This window comes from Bacillus sp. MSP13 (assembly GCF_000815295.1).
In the GTDB taxonomy this organism is placed as follows: Bacteria; Bacillota; Bacilli; order Bacillales; family Bacillaceae; genus Bacillus; species Bacillus vallismortis.
This window is the reverse complement of record NZ_JXAQ01000007.1, coordinates 146,401-165,206: the sequence shown is the minus strand read 5'-3', so window position 1 is coordinate 165,206 and position 18,806 is coordinate 146,401. Positions and strand designations below refer to the sequence as shown.

Here is an 18,806-nt window from a genome sequence, read left to right as displayed (position 1 = left end):
CTTTATCACCTCACCTTTTATATCATATTGAGCTTTCGGGACAAGTATGATGAGTAGTCGAAAAAGAACATTTGTTTCTTTTGGAAACCGGACTTATAATGAAGAAAGAAATGGATCGTAATGAGAAAGAGGTGATAGCATGTCTTTTGTTCACCTGCAAGTGCATAGCGGGTACAGCCTGCTAAACAGCGCCGCGGCGGTGGAAGAGCTCGTCAGTGAAGCCGACAGGCTCGGATATGCGTCTTTGGCGCTGACAGATGATCATGTCATGTACGGAGCCATACCATTTTATAAAGCATGCAAGGCGAGAGGGATCAACCCGATAATCGGCTTGACAGCTTCTGTTTTCACAGATGACAGCGAGCTTGAAGCCTATCCGATTGTCCTGCTGGCCAAATCAAATAGCGGTTATCAAAACCTGCTGAAAATCAGCAGTGTTCTGCAATCGAAATCAAAAGGCGGGCTAAAACAGAAATGGCTTCACAGTTATCGGGAAGGCATTATCGCACTGACGCCCGGTGAAAAAGGGTATATTGAAATGCTGCTTGAAGGAGGGCTGTTTGAACAGGCCGCTCAAGCCGCTCTTGAATTTCAGTCTATTTTCGGAAAGGGAGCTTTTTATTTCTCCTATCAGCCTTATAAAGGGAAGCAAGTCTTGTCCGAGCAGATTCTGAAACTTTCTGAAGAAACAGGCATCCCTGTTACAGCGACAGGAGACGTGCATTACATAAGGAAAGAAGATAAGGCTGCCTACCGCTGTCTGAAAGCGATTAAAGCAGGCGAAAAACTGGCGGATGCACCCGCCGAAGACCTTCCTGATCTCGATTTGAAACCGCTCGAAGAAATGCAAAACATTTATCAAGAGCATCCCGAAGCACTGCAAGCTTCTGTTGAGATCGCGGAACAATGCCGGGTTGACGTCAGCCTCGGGCAGGCCCGTCTCCCGTCTTTTCCGACCCCAGACGGAACATCAGCTGATGATTATTTAACGGACATCTGTATGGCGGGTCTCACCAGCCGCTTTGGCACGCCTGATGAACGATACCTTCGCCGTCTTCAATATGAGCTTGATGTCATCAAACGGATGAAGTTCAGCGATTACTTTCTGATCGTATGGGATTTTATGAAGCACGCCCATGAGAAAGGAATCGTTACAGGACCGGGACGTGGTTCTGCGGCAGGCTCACTTGTGGCTTATGTGCTGTATATCACAGATGTTGACCCGATGAAACATTACCTGCTGTTTGAACGGTTTTTAAACCCAGAACGTGTCAGTATGCCTGATATTGATATTGACTTTCCGGATACAAGAAGAGATGAAGTCATTCAATACGTTCAGCAGAAATACGGTGCGATGCATGTTGCGCAGATTATTACCTTTGGAACACTGGCGGCAAAAGCGGCGCTTCGGGACGTCGGCAGAGTATTCGGCGTCAGCCCGAAGGAAGCAGATCAGCTTGCAAAACTTATCCCTTCAAGGCCCGGCATGACGCTGGATGAAGCAAGACAGCAATCGCCTGAACTGAATAAGCGGCTTCGGGAGTCAAGTCTGCTTCAGCAAGTCTACACCATAGCCCGAAAAATAGAAGGGCTGCCAAGGCATACCTCTACCCATGCAGCCGGCGTGGTCCTGAGTGAAGAACCGTTAACCGATGTTGTTCCGCTTCAGGAAGGGCATGAAGGGATCTATTTGACGCAATACGCGATGGACCATCTTGAAGACTTAGGCCTTTTAAAAATGGATTTCTTAGGCTTGCGCAACCTGACGCTCATCGAGTCCATCACTTCAATGATTGAAAAAGAAGAAAACATCAAACTAGACCTCTCGAATATTTCCTACAAGGATGACAAAACGTTCTCCTTGCTGTCAAAAGGGGATACGACAGGGATTTTTCAACTTGAATCTACAGGGATGAGAAGCGTCCTGAAGCGGCTTAAACCTTCAGGCTTGGAGGATATTGTGGCGGTTAATGCGCTGTACCGGCCTGGTCCGATGGAAAATATCCCGTTATTTATTGACCGTAAACATGGCCGGGCGCCTGTTCACTATCCACATGAAGATGTAAGAGACATCTTGGAAGATACATATGGCGTCATTGTGTATCAGGAACAGATTATGATGATAGCTTTCCGTATGGCGGGGTTTTCACTAGGAGAAGCGGACCTGCTGAGACGGGCAGTCAGCAAAAAGAAAAAAGAAATCCTAGATAGAGAGCGGAGCCATTTTGTTGAAGGGTGCTTAAAAAAGGAGTATTCTGTAGACACTGCAAATGAAGTCTACGATTTAATCGTCAAATTCGCAAACTATGGCTTTAACCGAAGCCATGCGGTGGCATACAGCATGATCGGATGCCAGCTTGCGTATTTGAAAGCTCATTATCCGTTATATTTTATGTGCGGATTGCTGACAAGCGTCATTGGCAATGAGGATAAAATATCTCAATATCTTCACGAAGCAAAGGGGAGCGGGATTCGTATCCTTCCTCCGTCAGTGAACAAAAGCAGTTTTCCGTTTACAGTTGAAGACGGATCTGTCAGATACAGCCTCCGCGCGATAAAAAGCGTAGGCGTCTCAGCAGTCAAAGATATATATAAAGCGAGAAAAGAGAAACCATTTGAAGATCTTTTCGATTTCTGCTTTCGCGTGCCGTTAAAAAACGTCAATCGCAAAATGCTTGAAGCACTTATTTTTTCTGGTGCGATGGACGAATTCGGCAAAAACCGGGCGACGCTGCTCGCATCCATTGACGTTGCTTTGGAACATGCTGAGCTATTCGCGGCGGACGATGACCAAATGGGATTGTTTTTAGATGAATCGTTTTCGATTAAGCCAAAGTATGTGGAGACGGAGGAACTTCCGCTTGTGGATTTACTTGCGTTTGAAAAAGAAACTCTTGGCATTTATTTTTCAAATCATCCGCTTTCTGCCTTCCGAAAACAGCTGGCTGCGTATGGGGCAGCGTCCATTCTGCAGGCCCAGCAGACTGTCAAAAGGCCGCTATCTCTCGGGGGCCTGCTGTCGAAGATCAAAACGATTCGGACGAAAACAGGTCAAAACATGGCGTTTTTAACGCTCAGTGATGAAACAGGCGAAATGGAGGCCGTTGTCTTCCCTGAACAATTCAGACAGCTTTCTCCCGTTTTAAGAGAAGGCGCTCTATTGTTCACAGCAGGCAAATGTGAAGTAAGGCAGGATAAGGTCCAGTTCATCATGTCCCGGGCAGAATTATTAGAAAATATGAATGCGGAAAAAGCGCCATCGGTTTATATAAAAATAGAAAGCAGTCAGCACAGCCAGGAGCTCCTGGCAAAGATAAAGCGCATTTTGCTGGAGCATAAGGGGGAAACAGGCGTTTATCTCTATTATGAAAAGCAAAAACAGACGATTAAGCTTCCTGAGTCGTTTCATATCAATGCGGATCACCAGGTGTTATATCGCTTAAAAGAGCTGTTGGGTCAAAAAAACGTCGTTTTAAAACAGTGGTAACGATGAACTTTTTGTTATACAATTGGAGCAATTATGTCATCCTATTTAAATATTCAGATAGATTATTAACTCCGCAGAATGCAGCAATCAACGCACCAGTATACGAATCAAAAATATCCATAAGGAGTGTTTAGGAGAATGTCATTAAGAGAAGAAGCATTACACCTGCATAAAGTCAATCAGGGGAAACTGGAGTCTAAATCGAAAGTAGAAGTCAGAAACGCGAAAGATTTAAGCCTAGCGTATTCCCCTGGTGTTGCAGAACCGTGTAAGGATATTCATGAAGACATTAACAAAGTATATGAATATACAATGAAGGGGAACATGGTAGCAGTTGTAACTGACGGTACAGCTGTGCTTGGTCTTGGAAATATCGGCCCTGAAGCCGCGCTTCCTGTTATGGAAGGGAAAGCTGTTCTATTCAAAAGCTTTGCGGGTGTAGACGCGTTCCCGATTGCTTTAAACACAAACGATGTTGATAAGATCGTTGAAACTGTTAAATTGCTTGAACCGACATTTGGCGGCGTCAACCTTGAAGATATTGCGGCGCCAAACTGCTTTATCATTGAAGAGCGTCTCAAAAAAGAAACAAACATTCCAGTCTTCCATGATGATCAGCACGGTACTGCCATTGTAACGGTAGCAGGCCTTGTAAACGCGCTGAAACTGTCAGGGAAATCCATGTCGTCCATTAAAGTTGTCGCAAATGGCGCGGGTGCGGCTGGTATCGCGATTATCAAGCTTCTTCACCATTACGGCGTACGCGACATCGTGATGTGCGATTCAAAAGGAGCGATTTATGAAGGGCGTCCAGAAGGCATGAACGATGTCAAAAACGAAGTGGCGAAATTCACAAACCAAGACCGCAAAGACGGTTCTCTGGAAGATGTCATCGTGGACGCTGACGTATTTATCGGCGTATCTGTAGCAGGAGCGTTAACAAAAGAAATGGTGCAAAGCATGGCGAAAGATCCGATTATCTTCGCGATGGCAAATCCAAATCCGGAAATTATGCCGGAAGATGCGCGTGAAGCTGGCGCAAGCGTTATTGGAACGGGCCGTTCTGACTTCCCGAACCAAGTCAACAATGTTCTTGCATTCCCTGGTATTTTCCGCGGAGCGCTTGACGTTCGCGCCACTCACATTAACGAAGAAATGAAAATCGCAGCGGTTGAAGCTATCGCTTCATTGGTTTCAGAAGATGAGCTTAGCGCAGACTACGTCATCCCTGCACCGTTTGATAAACGTGTTGCGCCTGCTGTTGCGAAAGCTGTGGCAAAAGCGGCGATGGAAACAGGTGTCGCAAGAATTACTGTTGACCCTGAGGAAGTTGCTGAAAAAACGAGAAAACTTACGATTATTGGTGAATAATTTTCATTCATTCCATAAATGGCAGCGCGTTGGCCCGAAACCGGCGCGCTGTTTACAAGTTAAACTGTTGGCTGAAATTTTTTTAGGGGTTGGGCTTTAAAAAAATTTCAGCCGAGTTTAACGTTACGTTTGAATGCGTTGTCAACCCTGCCGGTTCAACACCTTATCTAGTCTCATACGTGCTTTTATGACGGCGTGATTGAATAAAAAGTTGTCGAATTGAGGATGACAGCGTTTGACAAAAAAAGTACAATAGTTTCGGTAAAGTTATTAGCAAGTCTATCGGTTGATGACATGCGGTGAAGAGAACCCTTCACAAAAGGGAGGTAATCATGTGTTAAAGGATATATTCACGAAAAAGAAAAAGTATGCTTCCGTACCGTCTGAGCAAGCGAAGCACGATGTTCCGGAAGGCATTATGACAAAATGTCCCAAGTGTAAAAAAATCATGCTCACTAAAGAGTTGGATAAAAATATGCGGGTATGCATGAACTGCAATTATCATTTCCCGATGAACGCAAAACAGCGTATCGAAAGTTTGATGGACGATGAATCCTTTGAGGAATTTAACCAAGGAATGTTATCAGAAAACCCGCTTGGTTTCCCGGGATATCTCGAAAAGCTTGAAAAAGATCGCGAGAAAACATCCTTGAACGAGGCTATTGTGACAGGCAAGGGCACCATCGGCGGACACCCGGCTGTGGTCGCCGTCATGGATTCTTCATTCAGAATGGGCAGCATGGGCTCAGTCGTCGGTGAAAAAATCACGCTTGCGATTGAAAAAGCAAAAGCTGATAAAGTACCGTTTATTATTTTTACGGCTTCAGGCGGCGCGAGAATGCAGGAAGGCATACTAAGCTTGATGCAAATGGCTAAGACAAGCTCTGCCTTAAAACTGTTCAGTGAAGAACAGGGCCTCATCATCTCAGTAATGACGCATCCGACAACCGGTGGCGTATCGGCCAGCTTTGCTTCACTTGGAGATTATAATTTTGCTGAGCCTGGAGCGCTGATCGGTTTTGCTGGAAGACGGATTATTGAACAGACAATAGGTGAAAAATTGCCTGAGGACTTCCAAACGGCCGAGTTTTTATTAAAACATGGACAGCTTGATGCGGTTATCCATCGCGAAGACATGAAACAAACATTAGAAAATCTGCTGGATATGCATCAAACGGGAGGTGACATTGAGTGGCTGCAAGATTAGAATTTGAAAAACCGGTAATTGAACTGCAAACGAAAATCGTCGAATTGAAAAAATTCACCCAAGACTCGGATATGGATCTGAGTGCGGAAATTGAACGGCTCGAAGACCGTCTCGCTAAGCTACAGGATGAAATCTACAAAAATCTGAAGCCTTGGGACCGGGTTCAAATCGCTCGTCTGCCGGACCGTCCGACAACGCTTGATTATATTGAACATCTGTTTACCGACTTTTTTGAATGTCACGGAGATAGAGCATACGGTGACGATGAAGCTATTGTCGGCGGCATTGCGAAGTTCCATGGCCTTCCTGTAACAGTAATCGGGCATCAGCGCGGCAAAGACACGAAGGAAAACCTTGTCCGCAATTTTGGAATGCCGCATCCTGAAGGCTATCGAAAAGCGCTTCGTCTCATGAAGCAGGCTGACAAATTCAACAGGCCGATTATTTGTTTTATCGATACGAAGGGAGCATACCCGGGACGAGCAGCGGAAGAAAGAGGACAAAGCGAAGCCATTGCCAAAAATCTCTTTGAGATGGCCGGCCTTCGAGTGCCTGTTATCTGCATCGTCATCGGTGAAGGCGGAAGCGGCGGAGCCCTTGGTCTCGGTGTGGGCAACCACTTGCATATGTTGGAAAACTCTACTTATTCAGTTATTTCTCCGGAAGGTGCCGCGGCACTGTTATGGAAGGACTCCAGTCTTGCTAAAAAAGCAGCAGAAACAATGAAAATCACTGCGCCCGATTTAAAAGAATTAGGTATTATAGATCATATGATAAAAGAAGTAAAAGGCGGAGCGCACCACGATGTTAAGCTGCAGGCAAGCTATATGGACGAAACCCTTAAGCAATCGCTAAAAACGTTGCTGAAGCTGGGCGAAGAAGAATTAGTCCAGCAGCGGTATGAAAAATATAAAGCAATTGGCAAAGTCTCGAATGAAGAACAATTTATCGGGGTAAACTAAATAAACGTGAAGCCTTTGGCTCACGTTTCTTTTTTGTGACATTCTTTAAATTTTATTTAAAAACAATTTATTTAATTGTATAATAGGTAAGGTTTCATAGGGAGGATGGAGATCCCTTTTCATTGTTTTTAGGGCAATGATCATGTTATCTTTAATCATATATGTTGCTGAGGTGAATGGAGAATGAAACGTATAGGGGTATTAACGAGCGGCGGGGATTCCCCGGGAATGAACGCAGCAGTTCGCGCAGTAGTCAGAAAAGCGATTTATCATGATGTTGAAGTTTACGGCATTTACAACGGATACGCAGGATTGATCAGCGGAAAGATTGAAAAGCTTGAACTCGGATCTGTAGGCGATATTATACATCGCGGAGGAACAAAGCTATATACGGCAAGATGTCCTGAATTCAAAACGGTTGAAGGCCGTGAAAAAGGGATAGAAAACTTGAAGAAGCTTGGTATTGAAGGCCTTGTTGTCATCGGCGGAGACGGCTCCTATATGGGTGCGAAAAAATTAACGGAACACGGGTTTCCATGTGTGGGTGTACCGGGTACAATTGATAATGACATTCCGGGCACTGATTTTACAATCGGTTTTGATACGGCTTTAAATACAGTAATTGACGCAATTGATAAGATCCGCGATACAGCGACTTCTCATGAACGTACATATGTGATCGAAGTAATGGGCCGCCATGCCGGCGACATCGCATTGTGGGCCGGCCTTGCAGGGGGCGCGGAATCAATCCTCATCCCTGAGGCAGACTATGACATGCACGAAATCATTGCCCGCTTAAAACGCGGCCACGAACGCGGCAAGAAGCACAGTATTATTATTGTGGCCGAAGGTGTAGGCAGCGGAGTTGAATTCGGGAAACGCATTGAAGAAGAAACAAATCTTGAAACTAGGGTATCTGTATTGGGCTATATCCAGCGCGGAGGTTCTCCAAGCGCTGCTGATCGTGTGCTGGCAAGCCGTCTAGGGGCCTATGCGGTTGAACTGCTGCTTGAAGGAAAAGGCGGACGCTGTGTAGGTATACAAAACAATAAGCTTGTAGACCATGATATTATAGAAATATTGGAGACAAAACACACAGTTGAGCAAAACATGTATAAGCTTTCAAAAGAACTGTCTATCTAACGTGCAGCTGAAGGCTGAAGATTTCAGAAGGAAGTGAACCAAATGAGAAAAACTAAAATTGTATGTACCATTGGTCCGGCAAGTGAAAGCATTGAAATGCTTACGAAATTAATGGAGTCTGGAATGAACGTGGCTCGTTTGAATTTTTCTCACGGAGATTTTGAGGAGCATGGCGCAAGAATTAAAAATATCCGTGAAGCAAGCAAAAAGCTAGGCAAAAACGTTGGTATCCTGCTTGATACAAAAGGTCCTGAAATCCGCACACATACAATGGAAAACGGCGGCATTGAGCTTGAAACAGGCAAAGAGCTTATCGTTTCAATGGACGAGGTAGTAGGAACAACAGATAAAATTTCAGTGACTTATGAAGGTTTAGTCGATGATGTTGAACAGGGTTCAACGATTCTGTTAGATGACGGACTTATCGGCCTTGAAGTGCTTGATGTTGATGCCGCTAAACGCGAAATCAAAACAAAAGTATTAAACAACGGAACACTCAAAAACAAAAAAGGTGTTAACGTACCAGGCGTAAGCGTCAATCTTCCGGGTATCACTGAAAAAGATGCACGAGATATCGTTTTCGGTATTGAGCAAGGAGTAGACTTCATCGCCCCATCTTTCATACGGCGTTCCACGGACGTGCTTGAAATCCGTGAGCTTCTTGAAGAGCACAAAGCACAGGATATTCAAATCATCCCTAAAATCGAAAACCAAGAGGGCGTTGACAACATCGATGCTATTCTCGAAGTGTCTGACGGCTTAATGGTTGCACGTGGAGACTTAGGCGTGGAAATCCCAGCTGAAGAAGTGCCGCTCGTGCAAAAAGAACTGATCAAAAAATGCAACGCGTTAGGAAAACCTGTTATTACAGCGACGCAAATGCTCGATAGCATGCAGCGCAACCCGCGTCCGACTCGTGCGGAAGCAAGTGACGTTGCAAACGCGATCTTCGACGGCACAGACGCCATCATGCTTTCTGGTGAAACAGCTGCCGGAAGTTATCCGGTTGAGGCGGTTCAAACCATGCACAACATCGCGTCCCGTTCTGAAGAAGCTTTAAATCATAAAGAAATTCTTTCTAAACGCAGAGGGCAAGTAGGCATGACGATTACAGACGCCATTGGACAATCTGTCGCGCACACTGCGATTAACCTGAACGCTGCTGCGATCGTAACACCGACTGAAAGCGGCCATACAGCGCGCATGATCGCGAAATACCGCCCTCAGGCGCCGATTGTTGCGGTTACTGTGAATGATTCTGTTTCTAGAAAACTTGCGCTCGTATCTGGCGTATTCGCGGAAAGCGGCCAAAATGCGAACACAACAGATGAAATGCTCGAGGATGCTGTCCAAAATTCATTGAACAGCGGAATTGTAAAACACGGCGATCTGATCGTTATTACAGCAGGCTCTGTCGGTGAGTCTGGCACGACGAACTTAATGAAAGTTTACACTGTCGGCGATATCATCGCTAAAGGACAAGGTATCGGACGCAAATCAGCGTTTGGCCCGGTTGTCATTGCACAAAATGCAAAAGAAGCTGAGCAAAAAATGACTGACGGTGCGGTACTCGTGACTAAAAGCACTGACCGTGACATGATTGCATCTCTTGAAAAAGCGTCTGCCCTTATTACAGAAGAAGGCGGCTTGACAAGCCATGCTGCGGTAGTCGGATTAAGCCTCGGCATTCCGGTTATCGTTGGCCTTGAAAAAGCGACATCTACTTTAACAGACGGCCAGGATATTACAGTTGACGCATCCAGAGGGGCAGTCTACCAAGGCCGCGCGAGCGTTCTTTAATCACAGGTGAAAACGGAAGGGGGAATCCCTTCCTTTTCTCTTTATCTTGCCTTATATTGACAGAGGCGTGTTACACGTGTGGGGGGGCTCGGATATGAGATTTTTATTTTTGCTTTTTATTGTGTTTCCGGCAATAGAAATCGGGATTTTCCTGTTTTCAGGCAAGCTGATCGGCATTTTGCCGACGGTCCTTCTCATGATTCTGACGGGCATTATCGGCGCAGCAGCTGCAAAAAAACAAGGAACCGAAGTGTATCACAAGGTTCAGCGTGATCTTCAATATGGCAATATGCCGGGAGAAACGATTGTTGACGGCCTGTGCATTTTCATTGGCGGTCTTTTGCTGATGCTTCCGGGCTTTTTATCAGATTTGGCCGGCGCCTGTTTACTTATTCCGTTTACCCGCAGCTGGTGGAAGCCGATTCTGTTCAAATGGCTGAGAGGAATGTCGAAGAACAAACGGATCATCATCAAATAAAAACGGCAGCCATGAATATGGGCTGCTGTTTTATTTTTGCTGAACGGTGATATACGACCATATTTCCTTACATGTGCCCGTTGTGATGAAAGCCTGAATGATGACGAGAACAGCCGGCCCCGCAATGAGTCCTAAAAATCCGAATAATTTAAAACCGGCAAATAGAGAGATGAGTGTTGCTAAGGGATCGATGCCGATTGATTTACTAAGTATTTTTGGTTCAGTCAGCTGCCGCTGAATAAGAACAACAAGGTATAGTACGCCGATTCCGATGGCCTGAGGCAGCTGGCCTGTAACCGATAAATACAAAATCCACGGCACAAATATGGAGCCCGCACCCAAATAAGGGAGAAGGTCAACAAGCCCTATTAAAAAAGCAATAGTTGCGGCATGTTCAACGCTTAAGAGAGAAAGGCCGATAAATACAATGACCATCGTTATGAAAACGAGAACGGCCTGCGCTTTGATAAAACCGGTCATTGCTTTTTTTAACTCATTGCTGATCGCTCGACTGCTGGCTGTAACCTGATCCGGCAGAATCGAAACGAACAAGCCTTTCAGCTTGTGCCAATCTTTTGTCATAAAAAAAGTTGCCAGAAGAGAAAAAATCAGAACAGCTGCTGTATTTGGAAGAAGCGCGAAAAACCCCGGGATCATTTCTAATATGTGTGACAGCAACAGTCCGGCATTTTTGGCGGCGGTATCACCGAGTGTCTGAATATGAGTGACGATGGAAGCTTGCTGATTGGTCTCCAATTCTTGAAACAAAACGGTCAGTTCGTTATAAAGCGGCTGGATATGAGTCGTAAATAATTGTTCGCAATAAGAGATAAACGTGCTGATATGCGGAGGTAGTGTTTTTGCAAGATAGGCTGTTCCTGTCACGATTTCGGCTACCAAAATGGTGAGTACGCCAAAGGCTGCGAGAAGAAAAAAAGCAAGCACGCCCAGAACGTTTAGCGTTCGGGGGAATCCCGTCACCTTGTCCAAATAGTCGACAACAGGATGAATCGCTGATGAAAGAATAAGGGCGATCAGGAACGGATAAGTTAACGGAAACGAATAATAAGCCGCAGCTATCACTCCTGCGGTAATTGATATGACAAAGAGGGTTCTGAAAAAAATAGTGATATAAGATTGATTCATGAAATTAATCCTCCTCTCGTCAGCATGTCCTATTTTTTATATGTATTCACGCTCCGGCTGAGTATGAATACATTCATCTGAAAGGAGGGATGGCATGTGTTTACACAAGCAAATTTATTTTTAATTTTACTCTTGGCTATCGCACTTATCGCAAAAAATCAATCATTGCTTTTTGCTGTATCCGTCCTCTTGATCATCAAAATCATTGGACTTGACCAGAAGTTATTGCCAACCATCCAGTCAAAAGGCATTAACTGGGGTGTGACCGTTATTACCATCGCCGTTCTGGTTCCGATTGCAACCGGTGAAATCGGGTTCAAGCAGCTTGGAGAAGCAATGCGGTCTTCCTATGCATGGATCGCATTGGGAGCGGGGATTGCAGTGGCGCTGATTGCCAAAAATGGCCTGACGTTGTTGGAAAATGACCCGCATATTACAACTGCACTCGTGATCGGGACCATTCTCGCAGTCGCGCTTTTTGGAGGAGTGGCGGTGGGACCGCTGATCGGAGCGGGGATTGCTTATATCGCCATGCAGATTGTAAAACTGTTCACTTCGTGAAAAAAGCGGCCGAAAGCCGCTTTTTTTTATATGCAAAAACCCGCAAATAAAGGCGTTTTTTCGGTGAAATCACAGAATGAAAAAAAAATTATAGGTAAACATTTAACAAATGTCTGATTATTGTTTATAATGAGAATAGGCTTAAACTTAAATAAGCTTATAAGAATTTGTTATGGTCTTTCATAAGCAAGCGGTTTCATTACCAGCAGGCATTAAAATGTAAGCATTTTCTTTTGGGGGGAGAAATACTTGCATCATGCTTTTTAAGTTAGCCTCATGTTTTTACAACACTCTTAAAGGGGAAATTTATTGAAAAGGAGATGTTATATATGACAGCGACACGCGGTCTTGAAGGGGTTGTAGCAACAACATCATCTGTTAGTTCTATTATTGATGATACCCTTACATATGTGGGGTATGATATTGATGATTTAACAGAGAATGCAAGTTTTGAAGAAGTCATCTACTTGCTTTGGCATTTAAGGCTGCCAAACAAAAAAGAGCTGGAAGAGTTAAAGCAGCAGTTTGCGAAGGAGGCTGCCGTTCCGCAAGAAATTATTGAGCACTTCAAATCTTATTCCCTCGAAAATGTTCATCCCATGGCTGCTCTTCGGACAGCAATTTCATTACTGGGCCTGCTTGACAGCGAGGCTGATACCATGAACCCGGAAGCCAACTACAGAAAGGCGATCCGCCTTCAGGCAAAGGTGCCTGGCCTGGTTGCAGCGTTTTCCAGAATCCGCAAAGGCCTTGATCCTGTTGAACCGAGAGAGGACTACGGCATTGCAGAGAATTTTCTCTACACATTAAACGGTGAAGAGCCTTCACCAATTGAGGTTGAAGCCTTTAATAAAGCGCTGATTTTACATGCTGACCATGAGCTCAACGCATCAACATTCACAGCAAGGGTCTGCGTTGCAACACTTTCCGATATCTATTCAGGCATTACTGCCGCAATCGGCGCGCTTAAAGGCCCTCTTCACGGCGGGGCGAATGAAGGCGTAATGAAAATGCTGACAGAAATCGCCGAAGTGGAAAACGCTGAGCCGTATATCCGTGCAAAGCTGGAAAAGAAAGAAAAAATTATGGGCTTCGGCCACCGCGTCTATCAGCATGGCGACCCGCGCGCGAAGCATCTGAAAGAAATGAGCAAGCGCCTGACCAACCTGACAGGCGAAAGCAAATGGTATGAGATGTCGATTCGCGTAGAAGAGATCGTCACATCAGAGAAAAAGCTGCCGCCTAACGTTGATTTCTACTCGGCTTCTGTTTATCACAGCCTCGGCATAGACCATGATTTATTCACACCGATTTTTGCTGTAAGCAGAATGTCCGGCTGGATTGCTCACATTCTTGAGCAATATGACAACAACCGTCTGATCCGCCCTCGCGCAGATTACACAGGGCCGGACAAACAAACGTTTGTTCCAATTGAAGAAAGAGCCTAAAGAACCACTGGAGGCTGGCTTGGGTTGATGAAGTTAGCCTCTTGTTCAGAACATCAAAAATGGTTTACAATTTAAATTGAATATTGGGAAAAATCATTTTGTTTTTTATAGAAGAAAAATAAAATGTTTTCTAAATACGAATTACATACTGGGAGGTTTTTATTGTGGCACAAGGTGAAAAAATTACAGTCTCTAACGGAGTATTAAACGTACCAAACAACCCGATTATCCCGTTTATCGAAGGAGACGGAACTGGTCCTGATATTTGGAACGCGGCTTCTAAGGTTTTGGAAGCAGCAGTTGAAAAAGCATACAAAGGCGAAAAGAAAATCACTTGGAAAGAAGTTTATGCCGGAGAGAAGGCTTATAATAAAACAGGTGAGTGGCTGCCTGCTGAAACATTGGACGTGATCCGTGAATATTTCATCGCCATTAAAGGGCCGTTAACGACACCTGTCGGCGGCGGTATCCGCTCTTTGAACGTAGCGCTCAGACAAGAGCTTGACCTATTCGTCTGCTTAAGACCTGTAAGATACTTTACTGGGGTGCCGTCACCGGTTAAACGCCCTGAAGATACTGATATGGTCATCTTCCGTGAAAATACAGAAGATATTTACGCAGGCATCGAGTACGCAAAAGGCTCGGAAGAAGTGCAAAAGCTCATCAGCTTCCTGCAAAATGAGCTAAACGTCAACAAAATCCGTTTCCCAGAAACATCAGGTATCGGCATTAAGCCTGTTTCTGAAGAAGGAACAAGCCGTCTGGTCAGAGCTTCCATTGATTATGCAATTGAACACGGCCGCAAATCTGTAACGCTTGTTCACAAAGGAAACATCATGAAGTTCACAGAAGGCGCCTTCAAAAACTGGGGCTATGAACTGGCTGAAAGAGAATACGGAGATAAAGTCTTCACATGGGCTCAATATGACCGCATTGTTGAAGAACAAGGAAAAGACGCTGCGAATAAAGCGCAAAGCGAAGCGGAAGCAGCAGGCAAGATCATTATCAAAGACAGCATTGCTGACATTTTCCTTCAGCAGATCTTAACGCGTCCAAACGAGTTTGATGTCGTTGCGACAATGAACCTGAACGGAGATTATATTTCTGATGCTCTTGCTGCGCAAGTCGGCGGAATCGGTATCGCTCCTGGGGCGAACATCAACTATGAAACAGGGCATGCGATTTTCGAGGCGACGCACGGAACGGCTCCTAAATATGCGGGCCTTGATAAAGTAAACCCATCCTCAGTTATTCTTTCTGGCGTTCTGCTTCTTGAGCATTTAGGATGGAAAGAAGCGGCTGATTTGGTTATCAAATCTATGGAAAACACAATTGCTTCTAAAGTCGTAACTTACGATTTTGCCAGATTAATGGACGGCGCGACTGAAGTGAAATGTTCAGAGTTCGGAGAAGAATTGATTAAAAACATGGACTAAGCAAGGAAACAGCCTAAAACTAGCCATAAAGGAGAAGAGAGACATGGGAAATACTCGTAAAAAAGTTTCTGTTATCGGAGCAGGTTTTACCGGAGCGACAACCGCATTTTTAATCGCTCAAAAAGAATTGGCAGATGTTGTTCTTGTTGATATTCCGCAATTGGAGAACCCGACAAAGGGAAAAGCGCTTGATATGCTTGAAGCAAGCCCGGTTCAAGGCTTTGACGCGAAAATTACGGGAACATCCAATTATGAGGATACAGCGGGTTCTGACATTGTAGTCATTACAGCCGGTATCGCAAGAAAACCTGGTATGAGCAGAGATGATCTAGTCTCTACAAACGAAAAAATTATGAGAAGCGTTACACGAGAAATCGTGAAATATTCTCCTGAGTCTATCATTGTGGTGCTGACAAATCCTGTTGATGCGATGACATACGCGGTGTACAAAGAATCAGGCTTCCCTAAAGAGCGCGTCATCGGCCAGTCCGGCGTGCTTGATACGGCAAGATTCAGAACATTTGTGGCAGAAGAATTGAACCTGTCAGTCAAAGATGTGACTGGTTTCGTTCTTGGCGGACATGGTGATGATATGGTGCCGCTTGTGCGTTATTCTTATGCCGGCGGTATTCCGCTTGAAACACTGATTCCGAAAGAACGGATTGATGCCATTGTGGAGCGCACAAGAAAAGGCGGAGGCGAAATCGTGAATCTTCTTGGAAACGGAAGCGCGTACTATGCGCCTGCGGCTTCTCTGTCAGAAATGGTCGAAGCGATCCTGAAAGATCAGCGCCGCGTCCTTCCTACAATTGCTTATCTTGAAGGAGAATATGGCTATGAAGGCATCTATCTTGGTGTTCCAACCATTGTAGGCGGCAATGGTCTTGAGCAAATCATTGAACTTGAACTGACTGACTATGAAAGAGCACAGCTGAATCAATCAGTTGAATCTGTCAAAAATGTCATGAAAGTATTATCTTAATAAAAAGAGAGAAAGGCTTGCTCACTAGAAGCCTTTCTCTTTTTGTTAGATTTGTAAGCGCTATCAATAACGTCTTCATTTGATTTAAAAATGATATAAAAGGCGAATTGCCGGAACATCCTGCTTTCGCTAAAATAAAATCATGAAACATGTTAAGATGACATAAAATAGAGAAATAGGATGTCGGGGAATTATAATACTGGAGGCACAGCATGAACAAGAAAATTTTAGTTGTGGATGATGAAGAATCTATTGTTACTCTTTTACAGTACAATTTGGAACGGTCAGGCTATGATGTTATTACCGCCTCGGATGGGGAAGAAGCACTAAAAAGAGCGGAAACAGAGAAGCCCGATTTGATTGTGCTGGATGTGATGCTTCCAAAACTGGACGGAATCGAAGTATGCAAGCAGCTGAGACAGCAAAAACTGATGTTTCCGATTTTAATGCTGACAGCAAAGGATGAGGAATTCGACAAAGTATTAGGGCTTGAGCTCGGTGCTGATGATTATATGACCAAGCCCTTCAGTCCAAGGGAAGTGAATGCAAGAGTCAAAGCGATTTTAAGGCGTTCCGAAATGGCTGCGCCCTCTAGTGAATTGAAGAACGATGAAATAGAAGGTCAGATCACGATTGGCGATCTGAAAATTCTGCCTGATCATTATGAAGCATACTTTAAAGACAATCAGCTTGAGCTGACACCGAAAGAATTCGAACTGCTGCTCTATTTAGGCAGACATAAAGGCAGAGTGCTGACGAGAGATCTTCTGCTGAGCGCTGTCTGGAATTACGATTTTGCCGGAGATACGAGAATTGTTGATGTTCATATCAGCCATCTCCGTGACAAAATTGAAAGCAATACAAAAAAACCGATCTATATCAAAACGATTAGGGGATTGGGGTATAAATTGGAGGAGCCAAAAATGAATGAATAAATACCGTGTGCGCCTTTTTTCTGTACTCGTTGTCTGTATGATTCTGGTGTTTATTGTTCTCGGGCTGTTTTTGCAGCAGCTCTTTGAAACGTCTGGCCAAAGGAAAGCAGCGGAACACATTGAAAAAGAAGCCAAATATATGGCTTCGCTTCTTGATGCCGGCAACCTGAATCATCAAGAGAATAAGAAAATCATTAAAGATGCAGGCGGCGCGCTCGATGTGAGCGCATCCGTTATTGATACAGACGGCAAGGTGCTGTACGGATCAGATGGGAGAGCGGCAGATTCTCAAAAGGTGCAGGCGCTTGTTTCTGGCCATGAGGGTGTCCTATCAAAAGCGGATAACAAACTTTATTACGGAATTTCGCTTAGAAGCGAAGGGGAAAAAACAGGGTATGTGCTGCTTTCTGCCTCTGAAAAAAGCTACGGCTTGAAAGGCGAAATGTGGGGGATGCTGACGGCCAGTCTTTGTACCGCATTTATCGTCATTGTTTATTTTTATTCCAGCATGACCTCACGTTACAAAAGATCAATTGAGGCAGCGACAAACGTAGCAACAGAGCTGTCCAAGGGGAACTACGATGCCAGAACGTACGGCGGCTATATCAGGCGCTCAGATAAGCTCGGCCGTTCGATGAACAGCCTTGCCGTTAATCTGATGGAAATGACGAGAACACAAGAAATGCAGCGGGACCGGCTGCTGACAGTCATTGAAAATATCGGCTCGGGGCTGATTATGATTGATGGAAGAGGCTTTATCAATCTCGTGAACAGGTCTTACGCCAAGCAATTCCATATCAATCCAAATCAAATGCTGCGCCGTCTTTATCATGATGCGTTTGAACATGAAGAAGTGATCCAGCTTGTCGAAGACATTTTTATGACGGAGACAAAGAAATGCAAGCTGTTAAGGCTACCGATTAAAATTGAACGGCGTTATTTTGAGGTGGATGGCGTTCCCATTATGGGACCGGACGATGAATGGAAAGGAATTGTGCTTGTTTTCCATGACATGACGGAGACGAAGAAGTTAGAACAGATGAGAAAGGATTTTGTGGCCAATGTTTCTCATGAGCTGAAAACGCCGATTACGTCTATTAAAGGGTTTACGGAGACGTTATTGGACGGGGCGATGGAGGACAAAGAAGCACTTTCTGAGTTTCTCTCTATTATTCTAAAGGAAAGCGAAAGGCTTCAGTCTTTGGTTCAGGATCTGCTCGATCTCTCAAAAATCGAGCAGCAAAATTTCACGCTCAGCATTGAAAGATTTGAGCCAGCCAAAATGCTTAGTGAGATTGAAACGCTTCTTAAGCATAAGGCCGATGAGAAAGGCATCTTCTTACAACTGAACGTCCCGAAAGACCCGCTTTATGTATCGGGTGACCCGCACAGGCTGAAACAGGTCTTCCTTAATCTCGTAAACAATGCGTTAACCTACACGCCTGAGGGAGGCTCTGTAGCGATCAATGTGAAGCCCAGAGAAAACGACATTCAAATTGAAGTTGCCGATTCCGGAATCGGCATTCAGAAAGAAGAAATTCCGCGCATTTTCGAACGTTTTTACCGCGTAGATAAAGACAGAAGCAGGAATTCAGGCGGAACCGGTCTGGGTCTTGCGATCGTCAAGCATTTAATAGAGGCTCATGGAGGGAAAATCGATGTCACAAGCGAGCCTGGAAGGGGAACAGTCTTTACCGTGACGCTGAAACGTGCTGCTGAAACGTCCGCCTAATGTTTACAAAGGTTTAACAATATCTTCATGCACTGTTAAACCTATGCTGGTAGGATGTAGTAGAACCCCTTCATCCAAGGAGCCAATTTTGACGGCGGGAACCTTTTTGTGTTCCCGT

14 protein-coding genes are annotated in these 18,806 nt (G+C 44.8%); 13 read left to right on the top strand and 1 reads right to left on the bottom strand.

Annotated elements, in window-relative coordinates; all coding sequences use genetic code 11:
* Window positions 1-139 precede the first annotated feature (139 nt).
* From dnaE to SC79_RS08865, 7 genes are all read left to right on the top strand, one after another.
* Window positions 140-3,487 (top strand): DNA polymerase III subunit alpha, encoded by a 3,348-nt coding sequence (dnaE, locus tag SC79_RS08895; protein WP_039074745.1) that lies wholly within the window; start codon window positions 140-142, stop codon window positions 3,485-3,487.
* A gap of 138 nt (window positions 3,488-3,625) precedes the next feature.
* Complete coding sequence (gene maeB / locus SC79_RS08890) at window positions 3,626-4,858, top strand: NADP-dependent malic enzyme (RefSeq protein WP_039074744.1); 1,233 nt, start codon at window positions 3,626-3,628, stop codon at window positions 4,856-4,858.
* Between the two features lie 334 nt (window positions 4,859-5,192).
* Window positions 5,193-6,065, top strand: coding sequence for an acetyl-CoA carboxylase, carboxyltransferase subunit beta (gene accD / locus SC79_RS08885; RefSeq protein WP_010329680.1), 873 nt, complete (start codon window positions 5,193-5,195; stop codon window positions 6,063-6,065).
* A complete protein-coding gene (gene accA, locus SC79_RS08880; protein ID WP_039074743.1) occupies window positions 6,050-7,027 on the top strand; it encodes an acetyl-CoA carboxylase carboxyl transferase subunit alpha in 978 nt (325 codons plus the stop codon). Before accD ends, accA begins: the two co-directional genes overlap by 16 nt.
* 183 nt (window positions 7,028-7,210) lie before the next feature.
* Window positions 7,211-8,170: a 6-phosphofructokinase gene (gene pfkA, locus SC79_RS08875; RefSeq protein WP_039074742.1), complete on the top strand. Its 960-nt coding sequence runs from the start codon at window positions 7,211-7,213 to the stop codon at window positions 8,168-8,170.
* Between the two features lie 42 nt (window positions 8,171-8,212).
* Window positions 8,213-9,970 carry a pyruvate kinase gene (pyk, locus tag SC79_RS08870; RefSeq protein WP_039074741.1) on the top strand — a complete coding sequence of 586 codons (1,758 nt, stop codon included), beginning with the start codon at window positions 8,213-8,215 and terminating at the stop codon, window positions 9,968-9,970.
* Between the two features lie 94 nt (window positions 9,971-10,064).
* Window positions 10,065-10,448: an FxsA family protein gene (locus SC79_RS08865; RefSeq protein WP_039074740.1), complete on the top strand. Its 384-nt coding sequence runs from the start codon at window positions 10,065-10,067 to the stop codon at window positions 10,446-10,448.
* Between the two features lie 30 nt (window positions 10,449-10,478).
* Here SC79_RS08865 and ytvI read toward each other — a convergent pair whose 3' ends face one another.
* Window positions 10,479-11,594: a sporulation integral membrane protein YtvI gene (gene ytvI / locus SC79_RS08860; RefSeq protein WP_039074739.1), complete on the bottom strand. Its 1,116-nt coding sequence runs from the start codon at window positions 11,592-11,594 to the stop codon at window positions 10,479-10,481.
* A 96-nt stretch (window positions 11,595-11,690) separates the two neighbouring features.
* Here ytvI and SC79_RS08855 point away from each other — a divergent pair, with 96 nt between their 5' ends.
* The 6 genes from SC79_RS08855 (at window position 11,691) to phoR (ending at window position 18,688) form a co-directional block, all read left to right on the top strand.
* Entirely contained in the window at window positions 11,691-12,155 is a 465-nt protein-coding gene (locus tag SC79_RS08855; RefSeq protein WP_010329687.1) for a DUF441 domain-containing protein, read from the top strand.
* A 329-nt stretch (window positions 12,156-12,484) separates the two neighbouring features.
* Entirely contained in the window at window positions 12,485-13,603 is a 1,119-nt protein-coding gene (gene citZ / locus SC79_RS08850; RefSeq protein ID WP_039074738.1) for a citrate synthase, read from the top strand.
* A gap of 164 nt (window positions 13,604-13,767) precedes the next feature.
* Window positions 13,768-15,039, top strand: a complete 1,272-nt coding sequence (icd, locus tag SC79_RS08845; protein ID WP_010329689.1) for an NADP-dependent isocitrate dehydrogenase — start codon at window positions 13,768-13,770, stop codon at window positions 15,037-15,039.
* 43 nt (window positions 15,040-15,082) lie between these two features.
* On the top strand, window positions 15,083-16,021 hold the full coding sequence (gene mdh / locus SC79_RS08840) for a malate dehydrogenase (protein ID WP_010329690.1): 939 nt from the start codon (window positions 15,083-15,085) through the stop codon (window positions 16,019-16,021).
* Window positions 16,022-16,233: 212 nt separating this feature from the next.
* The gene (gene phoP, locus SC79_RS08835; protein ID WP_039074737.1) at window positions 16,234-16,956 is read left to right on the top strand and encodes a two-component system response regulator PhoP; all 723 of its coding nucleotides are present in this window, start codon (window positions 16,234-16,236) and stop codon (window positions 16,954-16,956) included.
* Window positions 16,949-18,688 carry a sensory box histidine kinase PhoR gene (gene phoR / locus SC79_RS08830; protein WP_039074736.1) on the top strand — a complete coding sequence of 580 codons (1,740 nt, stop codon included), beginning with the start codon at window positions 16,949-16,951 and terminating at the stop codon, window positions 18,686-18,688. Before phoP ends, phoR begins: the two co-directional genes overlap by 8 nt.
* Window positions 18,689-18,806 lie beyond the last annotated feature (118 nt).